We start from the raw sequence: 15,901 nt of genomic DNA on the forward strand, positions 1-15,901 counted from the left end.
ATTAATAAAAAAAGCTAAAAGCCTTTCAGTTATAAACTCCTTACAGGAAATTATGTTGTTGATGTGCGTATAATTGAAGCTGACACCTCCGATATACCAGGAGCCGTATTAAATCATGTTAATTTTGAGTTTATATAAGTCTGGGTAACCTTGATTATGTAAATTTGCCGAAAAACAGTCATGTCCGGGTTAAAGCTATTTGCAATTTTAATATTCTTATTTATCTCTACTCAGGTCTTTGCACAAAGCGAACGTGATGAAAGTGCGATGATTCATGATTTTAAGGGATTACAATATAAATCTGCAGATTCATCTTTTTATATCAATTTCCGTTTCCGTATGCAGAATAGAATCGGAGCATATACAAACTCAGGCACAAACCTTAATTTTAATGAATATGATGTCCGGGTTCGCAGGTTAAGGATGCGGGTAGATGGTTTTATAATGAATCCAAAGCTGACTTACAGTATACAGCTGGCATTTACACGAGGCGATCAGGATGTTGATAATACCGGTATTGCAAACATTGTAAGAGACGCAATTATCTTCTACCATTTTACACCCAATTTTTATGTTGGATTTGGACAGAATAAATTACCGGGTAACAGACAGCGTGTAAACTCATCCGGTCAGCTTCAGTTTGCCGACCGTTCTATTGTAAATGGGGCAATGACAATTGACCGGGACTTTGGTTTGAAAGCATATTATAGAAATAAAATCGGGGAAATGGACTATCACCTTAAGGGTGCAATCTCTGCGGGAGAGGGTAGAAGTGTTAACTCTACAGATGATGGTCTGGCTTATACCGGACGTGTAGAATTACTTCCATTGGGTGCATTTACCGGTGAAGGGGATTATTCAGAAGGTGACCTGGAACGTGAGCCCAAACCAAAAATTTCTCTGGCTGCAGGGTACAGTATGAATAAGAAAACAAACAGAACCGGCGGACAGCTTGGTAAAGAGTTGTATAAACCTCTTGACATGGCTACCTGGATGATCGATGCAATCGGAAAATACAGAGGTTGGGCATATTCTATTGAATATATAAAGAGGCATGTAGATAATCCTATGACTTATAATTCATCAGGTAGTTTAAGTTATGCATTTACCGGAGATGGAATTAATCATCAATTTTCATATGTTTTCCCAACCAATTTTGAATTAGCATTTCGCTATTCCCGCTTAACTCCATCCGCTAAAATATCAGCGTTAGAAGACAAGAAAAACATTCTGGAGTTCGGGACAACTAAATATTTGAATAAGCATAGAGTTAAAATGCAGTTAAACCTCAACTATATGGCAGCCGATGGAGATTATTCATTAAGACATACAGGGAACCGGTGGGGAGTACTTGCACAATTTGAATTGGGAATCTGATTGATGAGTCGCCGGTTATTTGTTATCAAAATGTAACTCTTTCGTTAATTTATGCAATTCTGGTTCAAAATTCTTAATTGAAAATAAAAATACCTTAGGTTTGTACCAGCATATCAATAGTTGTATTGGCTTTACATAAAAAATGACAAAAGAATTCTTCAGGATACTATGCAGTTTTGTCTTTTTATTCATCTTCTTCGCAAAGATGCTAATTTCGATTGCACCTTTAATTGCCACCCATTTTGACAGTAATGTTGTTAATGCTGTAATTATGCAGTTGGAGATCGAAACCAACTCAACAACATCCACAGATCAGGCAAAAGATTCTCTGACAAAGGGTGAATGGCTTAGCGGGATATTTAAATTCAACTTCGAACAAGCTCAACCACTGATTGCTATTAATAAGTATCTGGCAATGCAGGATTTTCATATCGAGGGCTTTTATCCCTCTGTACCCACTCCTCCTCCGAACTGCTAAGTTCAATCTCTTTTCCGGCTTATTTTAACCATTTAGCATTTATAGACTTTAGTTTCATTGCTGAGCATTATGATGTTGCTTTGTATTACATAATTACTGTGCTTAATTCGGTCGGAATTCCTTAAAAAATTATCATTTGACTAAAAATAGCAGTGCAGGATTTAATCCTGACATAAAATATTATATATGAATAATCAACAAAATAATGGTGCCTTTTTTGATATTGGCAAATACTTTTCAAAAGCAAGTTTAAAGAAGGATCTCCCTTCAAGTATTGTTGTATTTCTGGTTGCTTTACCCCTTTGTCTGGGGATAGCCCTGGCATCCGGAGCACCGTTGTTTGCAGGTGTTCTGACAGGAATTATTGGAGGTATTGTTGTTTCTGCAATCAGTGGTTCGCAGTTGAGTGTCAGCGGACCGGCAGCAGGTTTAACGGTTATCGTTTTTGGAGCCATCGCATCATTAGGCTCTTATGAAACCTTTCTTCTTGCTGTAGTTCTTGCAGGGATACTTCAGATCATTCTGGGGATTTTGAAGGCAGGAATTATTGCAAACTACTTTCCTTCGTCTGTCATAGAAGGTATGCTTGCAGCTATTGGAGTTATATTGATTCTCAAGCAATTGCCTCATGCGCTGGGTATAGATTCTGATTTTGAAGGTGATGAAAGCTTTTTTCAGGCTGATCACGAGAATACATTTTCCGCAATTTATGCTGCATTTAACATGCTCTCGTACGGAGCAATAATCATCAGCGTACTTTCTTTGCTGATTATGATATTCTGGCCAAAGATTAGACAATTGGCTGCTGTACCTGCTCCGGTTATTGTTGTAGCATCGGGAGTGATATTTGGTATTTTATTTCAGAATACCGGACTGGCTTTGAGGCCAGAGCAGTTAGTGACTATCCCTGTGGTAAACTCATTTGACCAGTTTTTGGATTTATTTTCTTATCCTGATTTTACTCAGATCAGTAATCAGCAGGTATGGACTGTGGCATTTACACTGGCAATTGTGGCCAGTATTGAAACTCTGTTAAGTATAGAGGCTGTTGATAAGATTGATCCCATGAAAAGAGTATCGCCAACTAATCGTGAACTTGTTGCCCAGGGTTTTGGGAATATGGCAAGTGGCATGCTTGGCGGATTGCCAATGACCTCTGTAATTGTAAGATCGTCGGTGAATGTAAACTCAGGAGGGAAAACAAAAATGAGTGCTATATACCATGGATTCTGGCTATTGCTTTCAGTGCTGTTTATACCAATAATCCTGAACAAAATTCCATTGGCATGCCTGGCGGCAATTCTTCTTATAACCGGGTATAAACTCGCCAGGTTTGACCTGTTCAGGAAAATGTGGCAAAGCGGTAAAGATCAGTTTATACCTTTTGTAGTTACTGTTCTTGCCATAGTATTTACAGATTTGTTAAAGGGAGTGGCTATCGGAATGCTGGTCGGTGTTTTTTACATCCTTCGTACAAATCTTCGCAATCCTTATTTTTATAAGTTTGAACAAAGCGGAGGTAAGGAGATAATACGAATCAAACTGGCACAGGAAGTGTCATTTTTAAATAAGGCAGCTATTCAATACACCTTGTCAAATCTTCCTTCAGAATCACATGTGATTATTGACGGAACAGATTCAATGTTCATTGACAGGGATGTTTTGGAAATTATCCATAACTTCAGACACAATGCATTTTCTAAAGGAACAGTGGTGGAAATATTAAATGTGAAGGAACAATATGATGTTCCGGGTCTCAAAGAATTAATTTATAAACCAACAAAAATCAGCTAAAATGTCCAAAGAAAATATAAAGAAAATGTCTTCTGAATTAAGTCAGGAAAAATCTGAAAAGCAAAAGCGGGGTTATCAGGAGTTATTGCAGGGAAACCGGGATTGGGTAAAGACTGAACTGGACAGAGATCCTGATTACTTCAATAAGCTGGCAGCAGGACAGGAACCTGATGTACTATGGATAGGTTGCTCTGATAGTCGTGTACCCGCAAATGAAGTAACCAATACCCGCCCGGGGCAGGTTTTTGTTCACCGTAATATTGCCAATGTATGTGTGCATTCAGACATGAATATGCTGAGTGTGCTCGATTATGCAGTAAACGTTTTAAAAGTAAAACATGTGATCGTTTCAGGTCATTACGGTTGCGGGGGTATTGCTGCTGCATTGAGTAATCAGCAGTTTGGATTGATAGATAACTGGCTCAGGCATATTAAAGACGTTTATCGTCTTCACAGCAATGAACTTGACAGGATAACAGACGAGAGCATTAAGCTTGATCGTCTTGTTGAGCTGAATGTAATTGAGCAGGTATACAATTTATGTAAGACAACGATCGTACAGAACGCATGGCGGGAACGTGAAGATCTCGAAATTCATGGCTGGGTGATTGATCTGAAAACCGGACTTGTAAAAGATCTGCAGGTAACAGCAAAGTCGAGCGAGAATCTTGGTAAAATATTCAAACTGGATGAATCGAAAGTGAGATAATTAATGTGTATCAAATAAAAAGCGGGGTTTTTGAATTATTTCAGGAACCCCGCTTTTTTGTCTATTCCTTTTCCATAAAAGGATAACGATAATCTTTAGGAGGGTCGAATGTTTCCTTAATGGCTCTTGGTGAGACCCATCTCAATAAATTGATCATTGATCCTGCTTTATCATTGGTTCCAGAACCTCTGGCTCCTCCAAACGGCTGCTGCCCAACTACAGCTCCGGTACATTTATCATTGATGTAAAAATTTCCGGCCGCATTTCTGAGGGCATGGCCTGCCTTTTCTATGGCGTAGCGATCCTGTGCCAGAATTGCACCGGTGAGTGCGTAAATAGAAGTATTATCTATAAGATGAAGCGTGTTTTCAAAATCACTGTCTTCATAAACATAAACAGTAAGGACCGGTCCGAATAGCTCTTCACACATCGTAACATAGTAAGGATCTTTGGTCAGTAATACGGTTGGCTCAATGAAATAACCTTTTGACTTATCATAATTGCCACCTGAAATGATCTCTAAGTCTTTATCGCTTTTAGCTCTGTCAATATAACCACTAAGTTTATCAAACGATTTTTCGTCGATCACTGCATTAATGAAATTGCCAAAATCTTCAGTGCCACCTATTTTGAGGCCGGCCAGATCCCGTTGTAATAATTCTTTGATTGCAGGCCATACTGAAGCTGCAATATAAACTCTTGATGCGGCAGAGCATTTTTGTCCCTGATATTCAAATGCCCCGCGAAGTATTGCTGTTGCAGAAGCCTCAACGTTTGCAGAACCGTGAACCAGAATAAAATCTTTTCCCCCGGTTTCACCTACAATGCGGGGGTAGGTTTTGTATTGATGAATGTTATTACCAATTGTTTTCCATATATTCTGGAAAACTGCAGTAGATCCCGTAAAGTGAATTCCGGCAAAATCCGGGTGACTGAAGATCACATCTCCCGCATCCGGTCCGGATACATAGATCAGGTTAATTACTCCGTCAGGTAATCCGGCCTCACGGAAAATCTCCATCAGTACATTGGCAGAGTAGATTTGGGTATTTGAAGGCTTCCATACAATCACATTTCCCATCATAGCTGCTGAAGTTGGGAGGTTACCCGAAATTGCTGTAAAATTAAACGGAGTTAATGCAAATACGAATCCCTCAAGTGGTCTTTGTTCCACACGATTCCAGCTTCCTCCGGGTGATACAGGCGGTTGCTGAGCATAGATATCGCTCATGTATTTGATATTAAATCGCAGAAAATCAATAAGCTCGCAGGCAGAGTCTATTTCAGCCTGATAAGCATTTTTAGATTGCCCCAGCATGGTGGCGGCATTCAGTTTGTAGCGGTATGGTCCGGCTATGAGGTCAGCGGCTTTTAAAAAAATAGCGGCACGATGTTCCCATGCTAAATTTTCCCATGCCGGTTTGGCTTTTAAGGCAGCTTTGATGGCAAGTGAAACATGTTCTTTGGTTCCTGAATGGTATTTACCCAGCAGGTGCTGATGATCATGAGGTGGAAAGATGCTGGTCTGATGATCTGTTCTGATTTCTTTACCCCCGATATACATCGGGATATCGATCACTTTTGAACGGGCTTCAGCAATCGCCTCTTTTAATAATTTGCGTTCCTTTGATCCGGGAGAATAAGTTAAAACAGGCTCATTGACCGGATGAGGGACATTGAAAAATCCTTTGAGCATAATTGGTTGTTTAGTTCTGACAAAGATAAGGCTTTGGGTGAAAAAGTGGGATTTTTCAGGGGTTGTGATTTGCTTTCATTCTTTGAACTACTGATATTTACCACAACAACTTAAAGAGTTGACGCTCCAGCTCATCGTTGTGATTTGCTTTCATTCTTTGAACTACTGATATTTACCACAACCCTGTAAGTGTAGGTACGTAAGAATTATAGTTGTGATTTGCTTTCATTCTTTGAACTACTGATATTTACCACAACTAAAGCGGTCGCTAACATCGGTTATCGTACGTTGTGATTTGCTTTCATTCTTTGAACTACTGATATTTACCACAACGACACGGTACATGCATAGTACCATGCTTGATGTTGTGATTTGCTTTCATTCTTTGAACTACTGATATTTACCACAACCAATACTTTTTGGATCAGAACTATCTGCAGTTGTGATTTGCTTTCATTCTTTGAACTACTGATATTTACCACAACTGAGTAAAGTCGATCTGATCGCATTCAAGTGTTGTGATTTGCTTTCATTCTTTGAACTACTGATATTTACCACAACGGTTCTCAAATTCTGCCTGACTTAATAAGTGTTGTGATTTGCTTTCATTCTTTGAACTACTGATATTTACCACAACTATTACATTCCATACTTTGCCACAAGTACGTTGTGATTTGCTTTCATTCTTTGAACTACTGATATTTACCACAACCAGAATGGCCGTGAGGTAGGCAATAATTCCGTTGTGATTTGCTTTCATTCTTTGAACTACTGATATTTACCACAACTGATACCCTGATGAAGATGCTTGATTTCCGTTGTGATTTGCTTTCATTCTTTGAACTACTGATATTTACCACAACGGAGAAAAGAAATATCATAGTGAGAACTGAGTTGTGATTTGCTTTCATTCTTTGAACTACTGATATTTACCACAACGGTATGCTATTAGTCGTTGAACCTTCTATAGTTGTGATTTGCTTTCATTCTTTGAACTACTGATATTTACCACAACATCAATATTATTTATCCAAAAGTTAGATAGTTGTGATTTGCTTTCATTCTTTGAACTACTGATATTTACCACAACTTAGAAGTTGAGACAGGTAAGCTAATATTGTTGTGATTTGCTTTCATTCTTTGAACTACTGATATTTACCACAACTTATATCGGTTTAAGTAAACATCGCCGGTAGTTGTGATTTGCTTTCATTCTTTGAACTACTGATATTTACCACAACAATAGTCCAGACCTTTGAGCAAGCTGGATAGTTGTGATTTGCTTTCATTCTTTGAACTACTGATATTTACCACAACTTGAATCGAAGTTTGATGCAATTGGCAATGGTTGTGATTTGCTTTCATTCTTTGAACTACTGATATTTACCACAACATTAGCATATCTGTTCAGATATATAATTCCGTTGTGATTTGCTTTCATTCTTTGAACTACTGATATTTACCACAACTCATAGGCCGTGATTTTGAAATACTCATAGGTTGTGATTTGCTTTCATTCTTTGAACTACTGATATTTACCACAACGTCTTGCCAGTTCTCATTACTATCATCCGGGTTGTGATTTGCTTTCATTCTTTGAACTACTGATATTTACCACAACAAAAGATCAAATCAATATAAAGGAACTAAGTTGTGATTTGCTTTCATTCTTTGAACTACTGATATTTACCACAACTTCCTGAGGGCTTTAACCCGACAGTAGGGGGTTGTGATTTGCTTTCATTCTTTGAACTACTGATATTTACCACAACACTTTTCAGGAAGGATTGGTACGGCAAATAGTTGTGATTTGCTTTCATTCTTTGAACTACTGATATTTACCACAACTTTGCTTTTTTCTGACCATCTGATGCCCTGTTGTGATTTGCTTTCATTCTTTGAACTACTGATATTTACCACAACATACCATGGTTCAAAATATTCATTATCAGCAATTTAGTTCGAAAATTAGAATTAAAAAAATCCGGTTGCCAGGCTTCCGGATTTTAAATTCTAAAACAATTCCAATTGCTGTGGAGTATCAGGAAGTGCTTTTTCTTCTCTGCCATAGAATAATTCCATCATGCCGAACTGCTTATCGGTAATGGTCATGATGCCAATATGCCCTTTAGGAGGTAAAAGTTTTTTGACTCTTTTGATATGTACATCCGCATTTTCTCGGCTGCTGCAATGCCTCAGATAGATCGAAAATTGAAACATAGTAAATCCATCTTTCATAATATCCTTACGAAACCTGCTGTATATCTGCCTTTCTTTTTTTGTTTCAGTGGGCAGATCGAAAAATACCAGTATCCACAAAATCCGATATTCGTTTAAGCGCATTGATCAAAAGGGTAATGCGTCATCATGGTTTGTACTGTTCTTATATTCCATCGGTTCATCGGCTGCTCTCGCTTCAAACTCGTCAGTCGAATCATCGTAAATAGCTTTAAGCCTGGGGTTAAATCGCTTTATGGCCGGATAGTTAATTCTTCGCAAGGTTCCTTCATAACATTTAGCAAGGGAAGAGGTAGTGCTCTGTAATCCAACCATTAAGGGGCTTGTCCCTTTTTCAAATTGTACATCAACTGTGGCAATACCTAAAAGCTGTGCTTTGATGGAAGTACCCAGCTCCAGAAAGTTTTCGCCCTTATCAATGATCTTTAAAACGATGCGGTCAACATAAGGGCGATAGGGCTCCATGATATCGTCGGCCAGACAGTAGGCATTGTATTTATTCCGGTGGTGAATTCCAAGTGTTGGTAATAAACCCGAACAGACCAGTCCGCGGGCAACAATCGCCCTCAGAATGGCATAACCGTAATTCAAGAGATTATTAGGCGGATCGCCTTCGTGCCCTCTGAAGAATTCTATTTTCTTAGGGAAAACATTTTTCCAGTAATAGGCTGCTGCACGTCCTTCATAATTGTCCGGATCGCCCGAGCGTACCGACCGCGCCCAGTACAGCATATTTTCATGTTCAATATCCCGCTCCGCAAGTACTGCAGCCTGATTCATGATCTTGGCCTGAACGGTTTGCTGCCAGAGTTGCTTTTTTAAAGGTTGTGAAGCATCAATCTGATAACGGAAACGCTCACTTTGTACATCATGCCCATCAATTGGTAACATCATGCCGGTAGGGTGGTGGGTATGGTTACAGGTAATAATCGCGGCATTATTTTCCAGAAGTGCCGCCATACAGCCATGGGTAATGGTAATCTGTTTATGGTCTAATAATACAATTCCAATATCTTCGATCGGGACTGATTTTTTCGACTCTTTTTCTCCTAATTCCTTTAGATGAGGGAGATCAATGAGCAGCTGATCCTGCTGCAGACTGAGGTAGGCCGGATTGCCAAAATGGAGTGTGCGCTTAATCATAAGACGTAGAGCAAAGTGATTTTGTGATCCAATATACGAATCGATGCTTATAAATTAAGCTGTAATTTAATATAATATATTGTTTTACAGATGATTATAGGTTGAAATTAATGTATTGTTTAATTCCTTGCAATTAATAGATGCCTGCCGGATGCTGATTATGTTTACCGCTGCATTTTCAGGATTTAAATAAATTTCCGGGCACTCTTTTAAATTCCATCATAGTCTTATAATGTTGTATCCGATAGTATTTATCCGGGAATAGTTAGCTTTTAGTTTGCTAATCTTAATTAAGTTTGGATGATAGCGTTTTTAATCCTCCGCCGGTATGGGTAAATGGAATAGGTCAATGATCTCTTAATAGTATCAGGTTTGATAATAACGAGTAAATTCAAAATATAATATTGAATTTACTCGGTCAGATTTTTCCTAAAAGGTTTTCTAAAACGTTGAGAAGCGGGGTGTAAATAATACCCTCTCTTCCGGCATAAGGTTCTTCTCCTGAGTAAATAATCCAGTTTTGAGTAGTTTGAAGATCTTTAATGCACTGATAAAATCCTGCTTTAACTACCGGAGCTTTACTATATTTTATTTCTATACACACCACCGGTTTCATTCCTTTTACCAGAATAAGATCAGCCTCGGCACCATGTTGGGTGCGATAATAAAATGGCCTGATGGTAGCAGGTAAATGACGTATGATTTCTTCTATGACATAACCCTCCCAGCTGCCGCCAACTACAATGTTTCCGGGAAGTTCCTGTGCAGCAGGTATACCGCATAGCGAATGCACAATGCCGCTATCGCGAACATAAACTTTCGGCGATTTAATAATGCGCTTGTTTACATTCGCAAACCAGGGCTGAAGCCGGCGTATCAGAAACGCGCCTTCCATATAATCAAGGTAACGCTTTACACTGGGGCCGCTAATGCCTAATGCCCGTGCATAATTTTCAATATTCAGTATGTTACCGGTGCCATTGGCCAGCATTTCCCAGAAATTTCGGATAATCACTGCAGACAGATTAACACCAAACATCATGGAAAGGTCGCGCTCTACATAGCTTCGGATAAAACTATCAGCCCATCGGTGAAAAGCAGGATCATCTTTTGCCGTCAGTGCCGGAGGATATCCGCCCCTGAACCAATGGCGCTGCATTCCGTAGCGGCTGCTTTTAGCTTCACTGAGATTGATCGGACTGAGTTCTACATAGGCAATACGACCCGCCAGACTTTCACTGACACCTTTTACCAGATCCGGGCTGGCAGAACCGGTTAGCAGGAAACGGCCTGGTTTACGTAATTCGTCAATTTCAGGACGAAGGGCAGCAAACAGTTGAGGCATTAGCTGCACTTCATCCAGCAGTATGACTTTGTTGCGGTTGCTTTCAAAGAAAATTTCAGGATCGGCCAGTTTACGCTGATCAGAGATGCGCTCCAGATCAATGTAAACCACATCTTTCTTCAGTTTGCGGGCTATACTTTTAGCCAGGGTAGTTTTGCCCACTTGCCGCGGTCCGAGGATTGCCACAGCGGGAAACTCCCGAAGCAGTACATCAATTTTTTGTAGGGCATCTCTACGTATCATGATGCAAATGTAGAAAATTAAACCGAGTAAATTCAAAATTTAATTTTGAATTTACTCGGTAAATATAGAGCCTGATTCTAATGTTTCGGCTCATTGATTGACATTTGCCGGATGTGTAAAATCGACTTCCGGGATACTTTCCCTGATTTTCTTAAAATCATAATGTACCAATCCCCGGATATAATTGTCGTATATTTTTACAGATTGCGTACTGATTAATGGATTTAGTGGTAAGATCAGATCGCTTGTGCCTAAACCTAAAGATCTGATAAAATCGGGACGGTTCATGGTTTATGCTTTGGAGAATTATAAAGTTTGTTTTAACCACTCTATTGTTCCGTCCATTTTTATTTCAAAATCGTAGCCCTCAACTAAGAAATCGTACTTAGCATAGCCAAAGCGAAGAGTTGGTTTTGGATTTTCAAAGTTAATTTCAGATTCCACGTAACTTTCTTCTATTTTGCTCCTTGCCTCCAAATGGTAGTTGAAATTTAATCGTGCTGAAGGTCCATTCTTCTCAAACGAAGTATAAACATATAACCGTTTTAAAATTTCATTCTGAGACAGCACTTTAATTTCTTCATTTGATTCCTTTTTAAAGATAACTTTTAATCCAGGCTCTAGAACAAAAGAAAGTGGGTATTCTACCGATAATTTGCTCTTGGTAATAACTTTTGACGGTTCAAAAAGTTCCAACGGCTTCTTTATTTTATTTGCAGAAAGTACTTTTGCAGTATCGTATAAATTCCTGAAAGCAAACGCCTTCTTTCCTTCTTTTGAATAGATAGCAAAAAAGCTATTGGTGGCATTCGCTGCCCAATAACTTTGCTTGTATTCTTTATCAGAAAGATTGCTTTGTTTTTTAATTGCCAACGGCTCTGAAACACTTGCCCAGACGCGAATATGGCGTATTTTATTCCCATGCGGTTTGCCATATTTGTCCAACAAATAAATTCCTTCTTCAAATGCTTTTTTGAAACTTCCTACTCTTTGAACGTATTCTTTTATCTGCTTTCTGAGCCCTTCATCAACAATCTTATCAACGTTGGCGAAATCAGCATTAAATGGAACTCTAAGTACATATTTTATTTTTTCTTCCTGCACAAATTTTCCGTTTTCATCTTTCAATAAATTTCCGTTTTCACCTTTTTTTGCAGGTTTAATGGCTCCGTAAAAAGTTTCTTGATGTAATTGGCCTCTTATACTGTCGCCTGTTGCCCATTTCTGAGCTTTTGTTCCATCTGGGTTTTCAATAAATACTTCTTTACCACGTTTGCGGACTTTTCGTTTAGCTGGCGTGAGTTCTTGGTTATTTGTAATGTTGTTAATTAAAATACTGTCGTCAATACTCCACACAAATTCACGTTTAAATCCTGCAAAAGGAGGTTCAGCATTAAATGCAGTTTTGTTTTCTTTTGCCTCGTAATATTTTTCGAGAATGGAATCACGTTTTGCAGCTACAGGGATAAGTGTCAATACAGCTGCGTCTTTAGCGTGGTGCGAGTGTTTACTTCTGTCTTTCTTTTCATCGACAATCTGTAATTGATATATTTTTCTGAACTCAGCTGTAATGCTTCCTTTCTGCACATCGACTTTGTCAAAATATGTTTTTAAATAATGAAACGCATATTTAGAAATCAATTGTGTATCTACTTTTTGGCTATTTTTAAAACCGCTTGTGATTTCTGTAATGGTAAATCTGTCTAACTTGTTTTGCCAATAATCCAATTCCATTTGCCACAAGTGACGCTGACGGATAGCATCATCTTTCCACTGCTTATCAGATGCTTTTTTTGATTTTGTTTTCCAAAAATCAATTTGTTGTTTTATTCTCTCTACCTTATCTTCCCATGTTATTAATCTTTGTTTAATAGGTCCACACTTCCCTAGACTTCCACCGAAATCGTATTCTTTATCATAATTAGGAAGCTTCGTTGGAATTTGGTTTTTTTTGATAGTGCGGTTGTAATCATGATAACAGACAGTAAGGTTTGCCAATGAATTATCAAATGATTTACTTCTTGGAACGGTATGTTCAAAATCAATTACATTTTCATTAAACAAATCGTTTAGTTTAATAAGTTTACCCGTGTACAAGCATTGATACCCCTGTTCTCTCCACAAGCGATATTTGTCTATGAGTTTTTTACCGTGTCCGCCCCATCTTACAGCTTCATCTTTTTCGACTGAATTTTTCTTTTTACCTTTTACTTCTTCTTCAGCTTCTACAAATGACGGAAGTGTTTGTTCCATATTTTGTTCGTAGAACAGACGTATCTTATCAATATCGTCGCCACTTTCGGCATTGGCTTTAACGTTCTTATCTGCATTTAATAGCTGTTTAATTGCTTCTTCAAATTCCTGATTTTCGGATTCTCGTTGCCTTTGCCATGCTTCAATCGCCCAACGTTTGTTTGAATCATTCAAGTCCCGTGCTACTTCAACAACAATCCTTGTTTCGTTATCTATCTGATCGGTTTCAATCATATAGTTCATCAGATTGCGTAGCTCGTGCATTGTACGCATGGCCATTGGATTTTTGAAAGAGCCTGTTTTTGGACTTCCCAACTTCAAGGTGCCGTCTTTATCCGGTTTTGCTGGTGGATAAATATTGATTTCTGACGGATGATATATTTTTTGAAGTTGCTTATCGTCCACCTCGAAATTTAGTAGTAAGAATTCAACTAAGGTGTTAATCAACTTTGGCGAACGGTAATAACCAGACTCCGTTTTGTAATAATTTTTACCGTTTGACTGTACGATCACTATTCTTTCCTGATTCCCATTGTCTCTAATTATACCGTTTCTAGAAAAATAGGCTTGATAACAGTCTTTTACAGTGTCAAAAACTTCCCTTTTGGTCTCATCAGAAAAATCATCCCATCTGTTTGTGCTGAATTGTTCTTCAATGGCAGTTTGAATAGCTTCTAAATCACTTTTAACTAATTTATAACTGTTGTCCTTGTATCCGAATTTTTCGTTGGCTTCCAGATTTTTATGTTTGGAAATAAGATTATTTACGATGTTCAATATTGATTTTTGTAGACGGTTTTCTGCAATCACATTGCCGATGTTATCCAACAATAATTTTTCATTCTGTAGCCATAAATCCTTACCAATAACTTCAGGAATGTTTGCCAATAAGACCGCTTCGGTGTAAATTAATCCCTTTTGTAAAAACACATTGATTTTGGTTATGGCATTCAAACTCAACATCCCATAACCCACAGGCAAGGCATTCCACGCGATAATAAACTGCTTTACTTTTTCGGGTTCAAGTTTTAGCTTTTGTTCGGCAAACTCAGCAACACATTCCTGATCTTCGTAATTGAATAAAATATGCCATATATCTTCAATATCATAAAATGCTTTATCCGATTTTGGCGCTTTTGTTTTTATGATTTTAACATTCAAATAATGATCACCAAAAATATCTTTAAGTCTTGCAGAAACAGGGCAGCCGGTTACGGTCGTTTTGGGTTTGTAATTCAGTTCCCAGTTTTTACCCTTTTTCTTTAGGAAAGTAATTATTTCAGAAAATGGGAAGTATGATTTTGATTTTCTGAAAAATAATTCTGAAAAAATCTCTTGTTTCAAATCAAGTGGGAATTGTTTCCAATCATTATTTTCTTTGTATTTGACGTTATTTAAAAATGACCATGCTCGAAATGTTTCAAACGCAGGATGATTTATAGGTACACGATATTTATTCGGCTCCAAAGTACATTTCCCTACTAATCCTTTTTGAGAACGTAAGGGACGTTTGTAAAAGATTGTTCCGCCAATACAGTTTTTATTTTTGTTATCCTTAAAGCTTATACAAGTAGAAACATAAACAGGATGTTTAAGTCCTAACCCTTGAAATTGAAAAATGAATTTGATTTCGTCTTTGTAATTTTCACGAATTGCGTATTGTGTGATGCTCTCACGAATTCTGATATTATCATTTTCCAACAGTGCGAAAAGCCACCCAATAGTTTTAGCTTCTGTATATTTTTCAAATAATTCTGCAATGATTTTGTTTTTCTTTTTTTCAGAATATTGCAAATCCATTACTTCATTGTCGTTTGTTTCTTTGTCTTTGGTATCATCTGCTCCTTTACGACTACTTTTGAAACCTCTGCGTTGAGCAATGTGATAAAAGGCTCTGCCTAATTTGAAACGGTTGATTTCCTGAGAAAAGTCCAATTTGTCTTCGGCTAATTCTTTTCTCAATTGGTATGGGCTTGCATAATCTGGCTTTCCGTCATTATCGAAATCCAACTTTATCCATGCATCAAATGCAATATTCCCAATAGGGTAAACCCGTCCTGCATTATTGTTTTTATGAGCTTCTTCTTTATTGTAGCGTCGCCATATGTTTAAATCTTTCATAGACAACGGGCAATAACCTTCGGCTATCAAATGTTCAAGTGTAGCCCATAGTCTGTATTTTCGGGCTTGATACAACCGTCTTGTAGAACGTTTTTTTGTACGTTCTGCAGCATAGGAGTATTCGCCGGTTTTTCCGATACCAATACCTTTATTAAAAGTCAATACACCAAATTTTTCAATTTGATTTCCTGTTAAATCGGGATTACGTAATGCCCACCCAATAGAGTTAGTTCCCAAATCAATTCCAAAAATTTTGCTCATAATATTAGGGTATTGGTTAATTATTCTTAGCTTAGTTTTGCAAATCACAATAAGGCTATAAGCCGAAGATTTTCTTAGCCCTGCTTCGGTGGGGCTTTTTGCTTAATTATTCCCAGAAACTTCCGAGTTTTATTTGTTTCAGACATTTTAAATCTTGACAACTCATTTGTTTATTCTTCATTAAGGTATAATTTATTTTTTATTCAGATAAGCATTTGTACCTATTTCATTAAGTTTTTACTG

At 37.9% G+C, this 15,901-nt stretch carries 10 protein-coding genes and 1 CRISPR repeat array; of the genes, 4 read left to right on the top strand and 6 right to left on the bottom strand.

The window, feature by feature from the left end:
- The first annotated feature begins 180 nt into the window (after positions 1-180).
- The 4 genes from P2W72_RS00225 to can all read left to right on the top strand — a co-directional run bounded on the left by P2W72_RS00225 (position 181) and on the right by can (position 4,358).
- Positions 181-1,377 carry a porin gene (locus P2W72_RS00225; RefSeq protein WP_276358810.1) on the top strand — a complete coding sequence of 399 codons (1,197 nt, stop codon included), beginning with the start codon at positions 181-183 and terminating at the stop codon, positions 1,375-1,377.
- A gap of 142 nt (positions 1,378-1,519) precedes the next feature.
- The gene (locus tag P2W72_RS00230) at positions 1,520-1,855 is read left to right on the top strand and encodes a hypothetical protein (protein WP_276358812.1); all 336 of its coding nucleotides are present in this window, start codon (positions 1,520-1,522) and stop codon (positions 1,853-1,855) included.
- A 186-nt stretch (positions 1,856-2,041) separates the two neighbouring features.
- Positions 2,042-3,649 carry a SulP family inorganic anion transporter gene (locus tag P2W72_RS00235; RefSeq protein ID WP_276358814.1) on the top strand — a complete coding sequence of 536 codons (1,608 nt, stop codon included), beginning with the start codon at positions 2,042-2,044 and terminating at the stop codon, positions 3,647-3,649.
- Position 3,650: 1 nt separating this feature from the next.
- Entirely contained in the window at positions 3,651-4,358 is a 708-nt protein-coding gene (gene can, locus P2W72_RS00240) for a carbonate dehydratase (protein WP_276358816.1), read from the top strand.
- Positions 4,359-4,419: 61 nt separating this feature from the next.
- Here the strand turns inward: can and pruA are convergent, their stop codons facing one another.
- From pruA to cas9, 6 genes are all read right to left on the bottom strand, one after another.
- Positions 4,420-6,054, bottom strand: a complete 1,635-nt coding sequence (pruA, locus tag P2W72_RS00245) for an L-glutamate gamma-semialdehyde dehydrogenase (protein ID WP_276358818.1) — start codon at positions 6,052-6,054, stop codon at positions 4,420-4,422.
- A gap of 61 nt (positions 6,055-6,115) precedes the next feature.
- Positions 6,116-7,977: direct repeats of the CRISPR family, unit length 46 nt; unit sequence GTTGTGATTTGCTTTCATTCTTTGAACTACTGATATTTACCACAAC.
- 90 nt (positions 7,978-8,067) lie between these two features.
- The gene (gene cas2 / locus P2W72_RS00250; protein WP_276358820.1) at positions 8,068-8,397 is read right to left on the bottom strand and encodes a CRISPR-associated endonuclease Cas2; all 330 of its coding nucleotides are present in this window, start codon (positions 8,395-8,397) and stop codon (positions 8,068-8,070) included.
- Between the two features lie 3 nt (positions 8,398-8,400).
- A complete protein-coding gene (gene cas1 / locus P2W72_RS00255) occupies positions 8,401-9,435 on the bottom strand; it encodes a type II CRISPR-associated endonuclease Cas1 (protein WP_276358821.1) in 1,035 nt (344 codons plus the stop codon).
- Positions 9,436-9,853: 418 nt separating this feature from the next.
- The gene (locus P2W72_RS00260; RefSeq protein ID WP_276358823.1) at positions 9,854-11,023 is read right to left on the bottom strand and encodes an ATP-binding protein; all 1,170 of its coding nucleotides are present in this window, start codon (positions 11,021-11,023) and stop codon (positions 9,854-9,856) included.
- Positions 11,024-11,113: 90 nt separating this feature from the next.
- A complete protein-coding gene (locus P2W72_RS00265) occupies positions 11,114-11,311 on the bottom strand; it encodes a hypothetical protein (protein WP_276358825.1) in 198 nt (65 codons plus the stop codon).
- A gap of 18 nt (positions 11,312-11,329) precedes the next feature.
- Complete coding sequence (gene cas9, locus P2W72_RS00270; protein WP_276358826.1) at positions 11,330-15,658, bottom strand: type II CRISPR RNA-guided endonuclease Cas9; 4,329 nt, start codon at positions 15,656-15,658, stop codon at positions 11,330-11,332.
- Between the last annotated feature and the right edge of the window lie 243 nt (positions 15,659-15,901).

Source organism: Daejeonella sp. H1SJ63, assembly GCF_029360775.1.
Taxonomy (GTDB): Bacteria; Bacteroidota; Bacteroidia; order Sphingobacteriales; family Sphingobacteriaceae; genus Daejeonella.

Excerpts from the sequence above, each read along its gene's own strand:
- P2W72_RS00225 (WP_276358810.1), top strand. The coding sequence starts at position 181 with ATGTCCGGGTTAAAGCTATTTGCAATTTTAATATTCTTATTTATCTCT.
- P2W72_RS00230 (WP_276358812.1), top strand. The coding sequence starts at position 1,520 with ATGACAAAAGAATTCTTCAGGATACTATGCAGTTTTGTCTTTTTATTC.
- P2W72_RS00235 (WP_276358814.1), top strand. The coding sequence starts at position 2,042 with ATGAATAATCAACAAAATAATGGTGCCTTTTTTGATATTGGCAAATAC.
- can (WP_276358816.1), top strand. The coding sequence starts at position 3,651 with ATGTCCAAAGAAAATATAAAGAAAATGTCTTCTGAATTAAGTCAGGAA.
- pruA (WP_276358818.1), bottom strand. The coding sequence starts at position 6,054 with ATGCTCAAAGGATTTTTCAATGTCCCTCATCCGGTCAATGAGCCTGTT.
- cas2 (WP_276358820.1), bottom strand. The coding sequence starts at position 8,397 with ATGCGCTTAAACGAATATCGGATTTTGTGGATACTGGTATTTTTCGAT.
- cas1 (WP_276358821.1), bottom strand. The coding sequence starts at position 9,435 with ATGATTAAGCGCACACTCCATTTTGGCAATCCGGCCTACCTCAGTCTG.
- P2W72_RS00260 (WP_276358823.1), bottom strand. The coding sequence starts at position 11,023 with ATGATACGTAGAGATGCCCTACAAAAAATTGATGTACTGCTTCGGGAG.
- P2W72_RS00265 (WP_276358825.1), bottom strand. The coding sequence starts at position 11,311 with ATGAACCGTCCCGATTTTATCAGATCTTTAGGTTTAGGCACAAGCGAT.
- cas9 (WP_276358826.1), bottom strand. The coding sequence starts at position 15,658 with ATGAGCAAAATTTTTGGAATTGATTTGGGAACTAACTCTATTGGGTGG.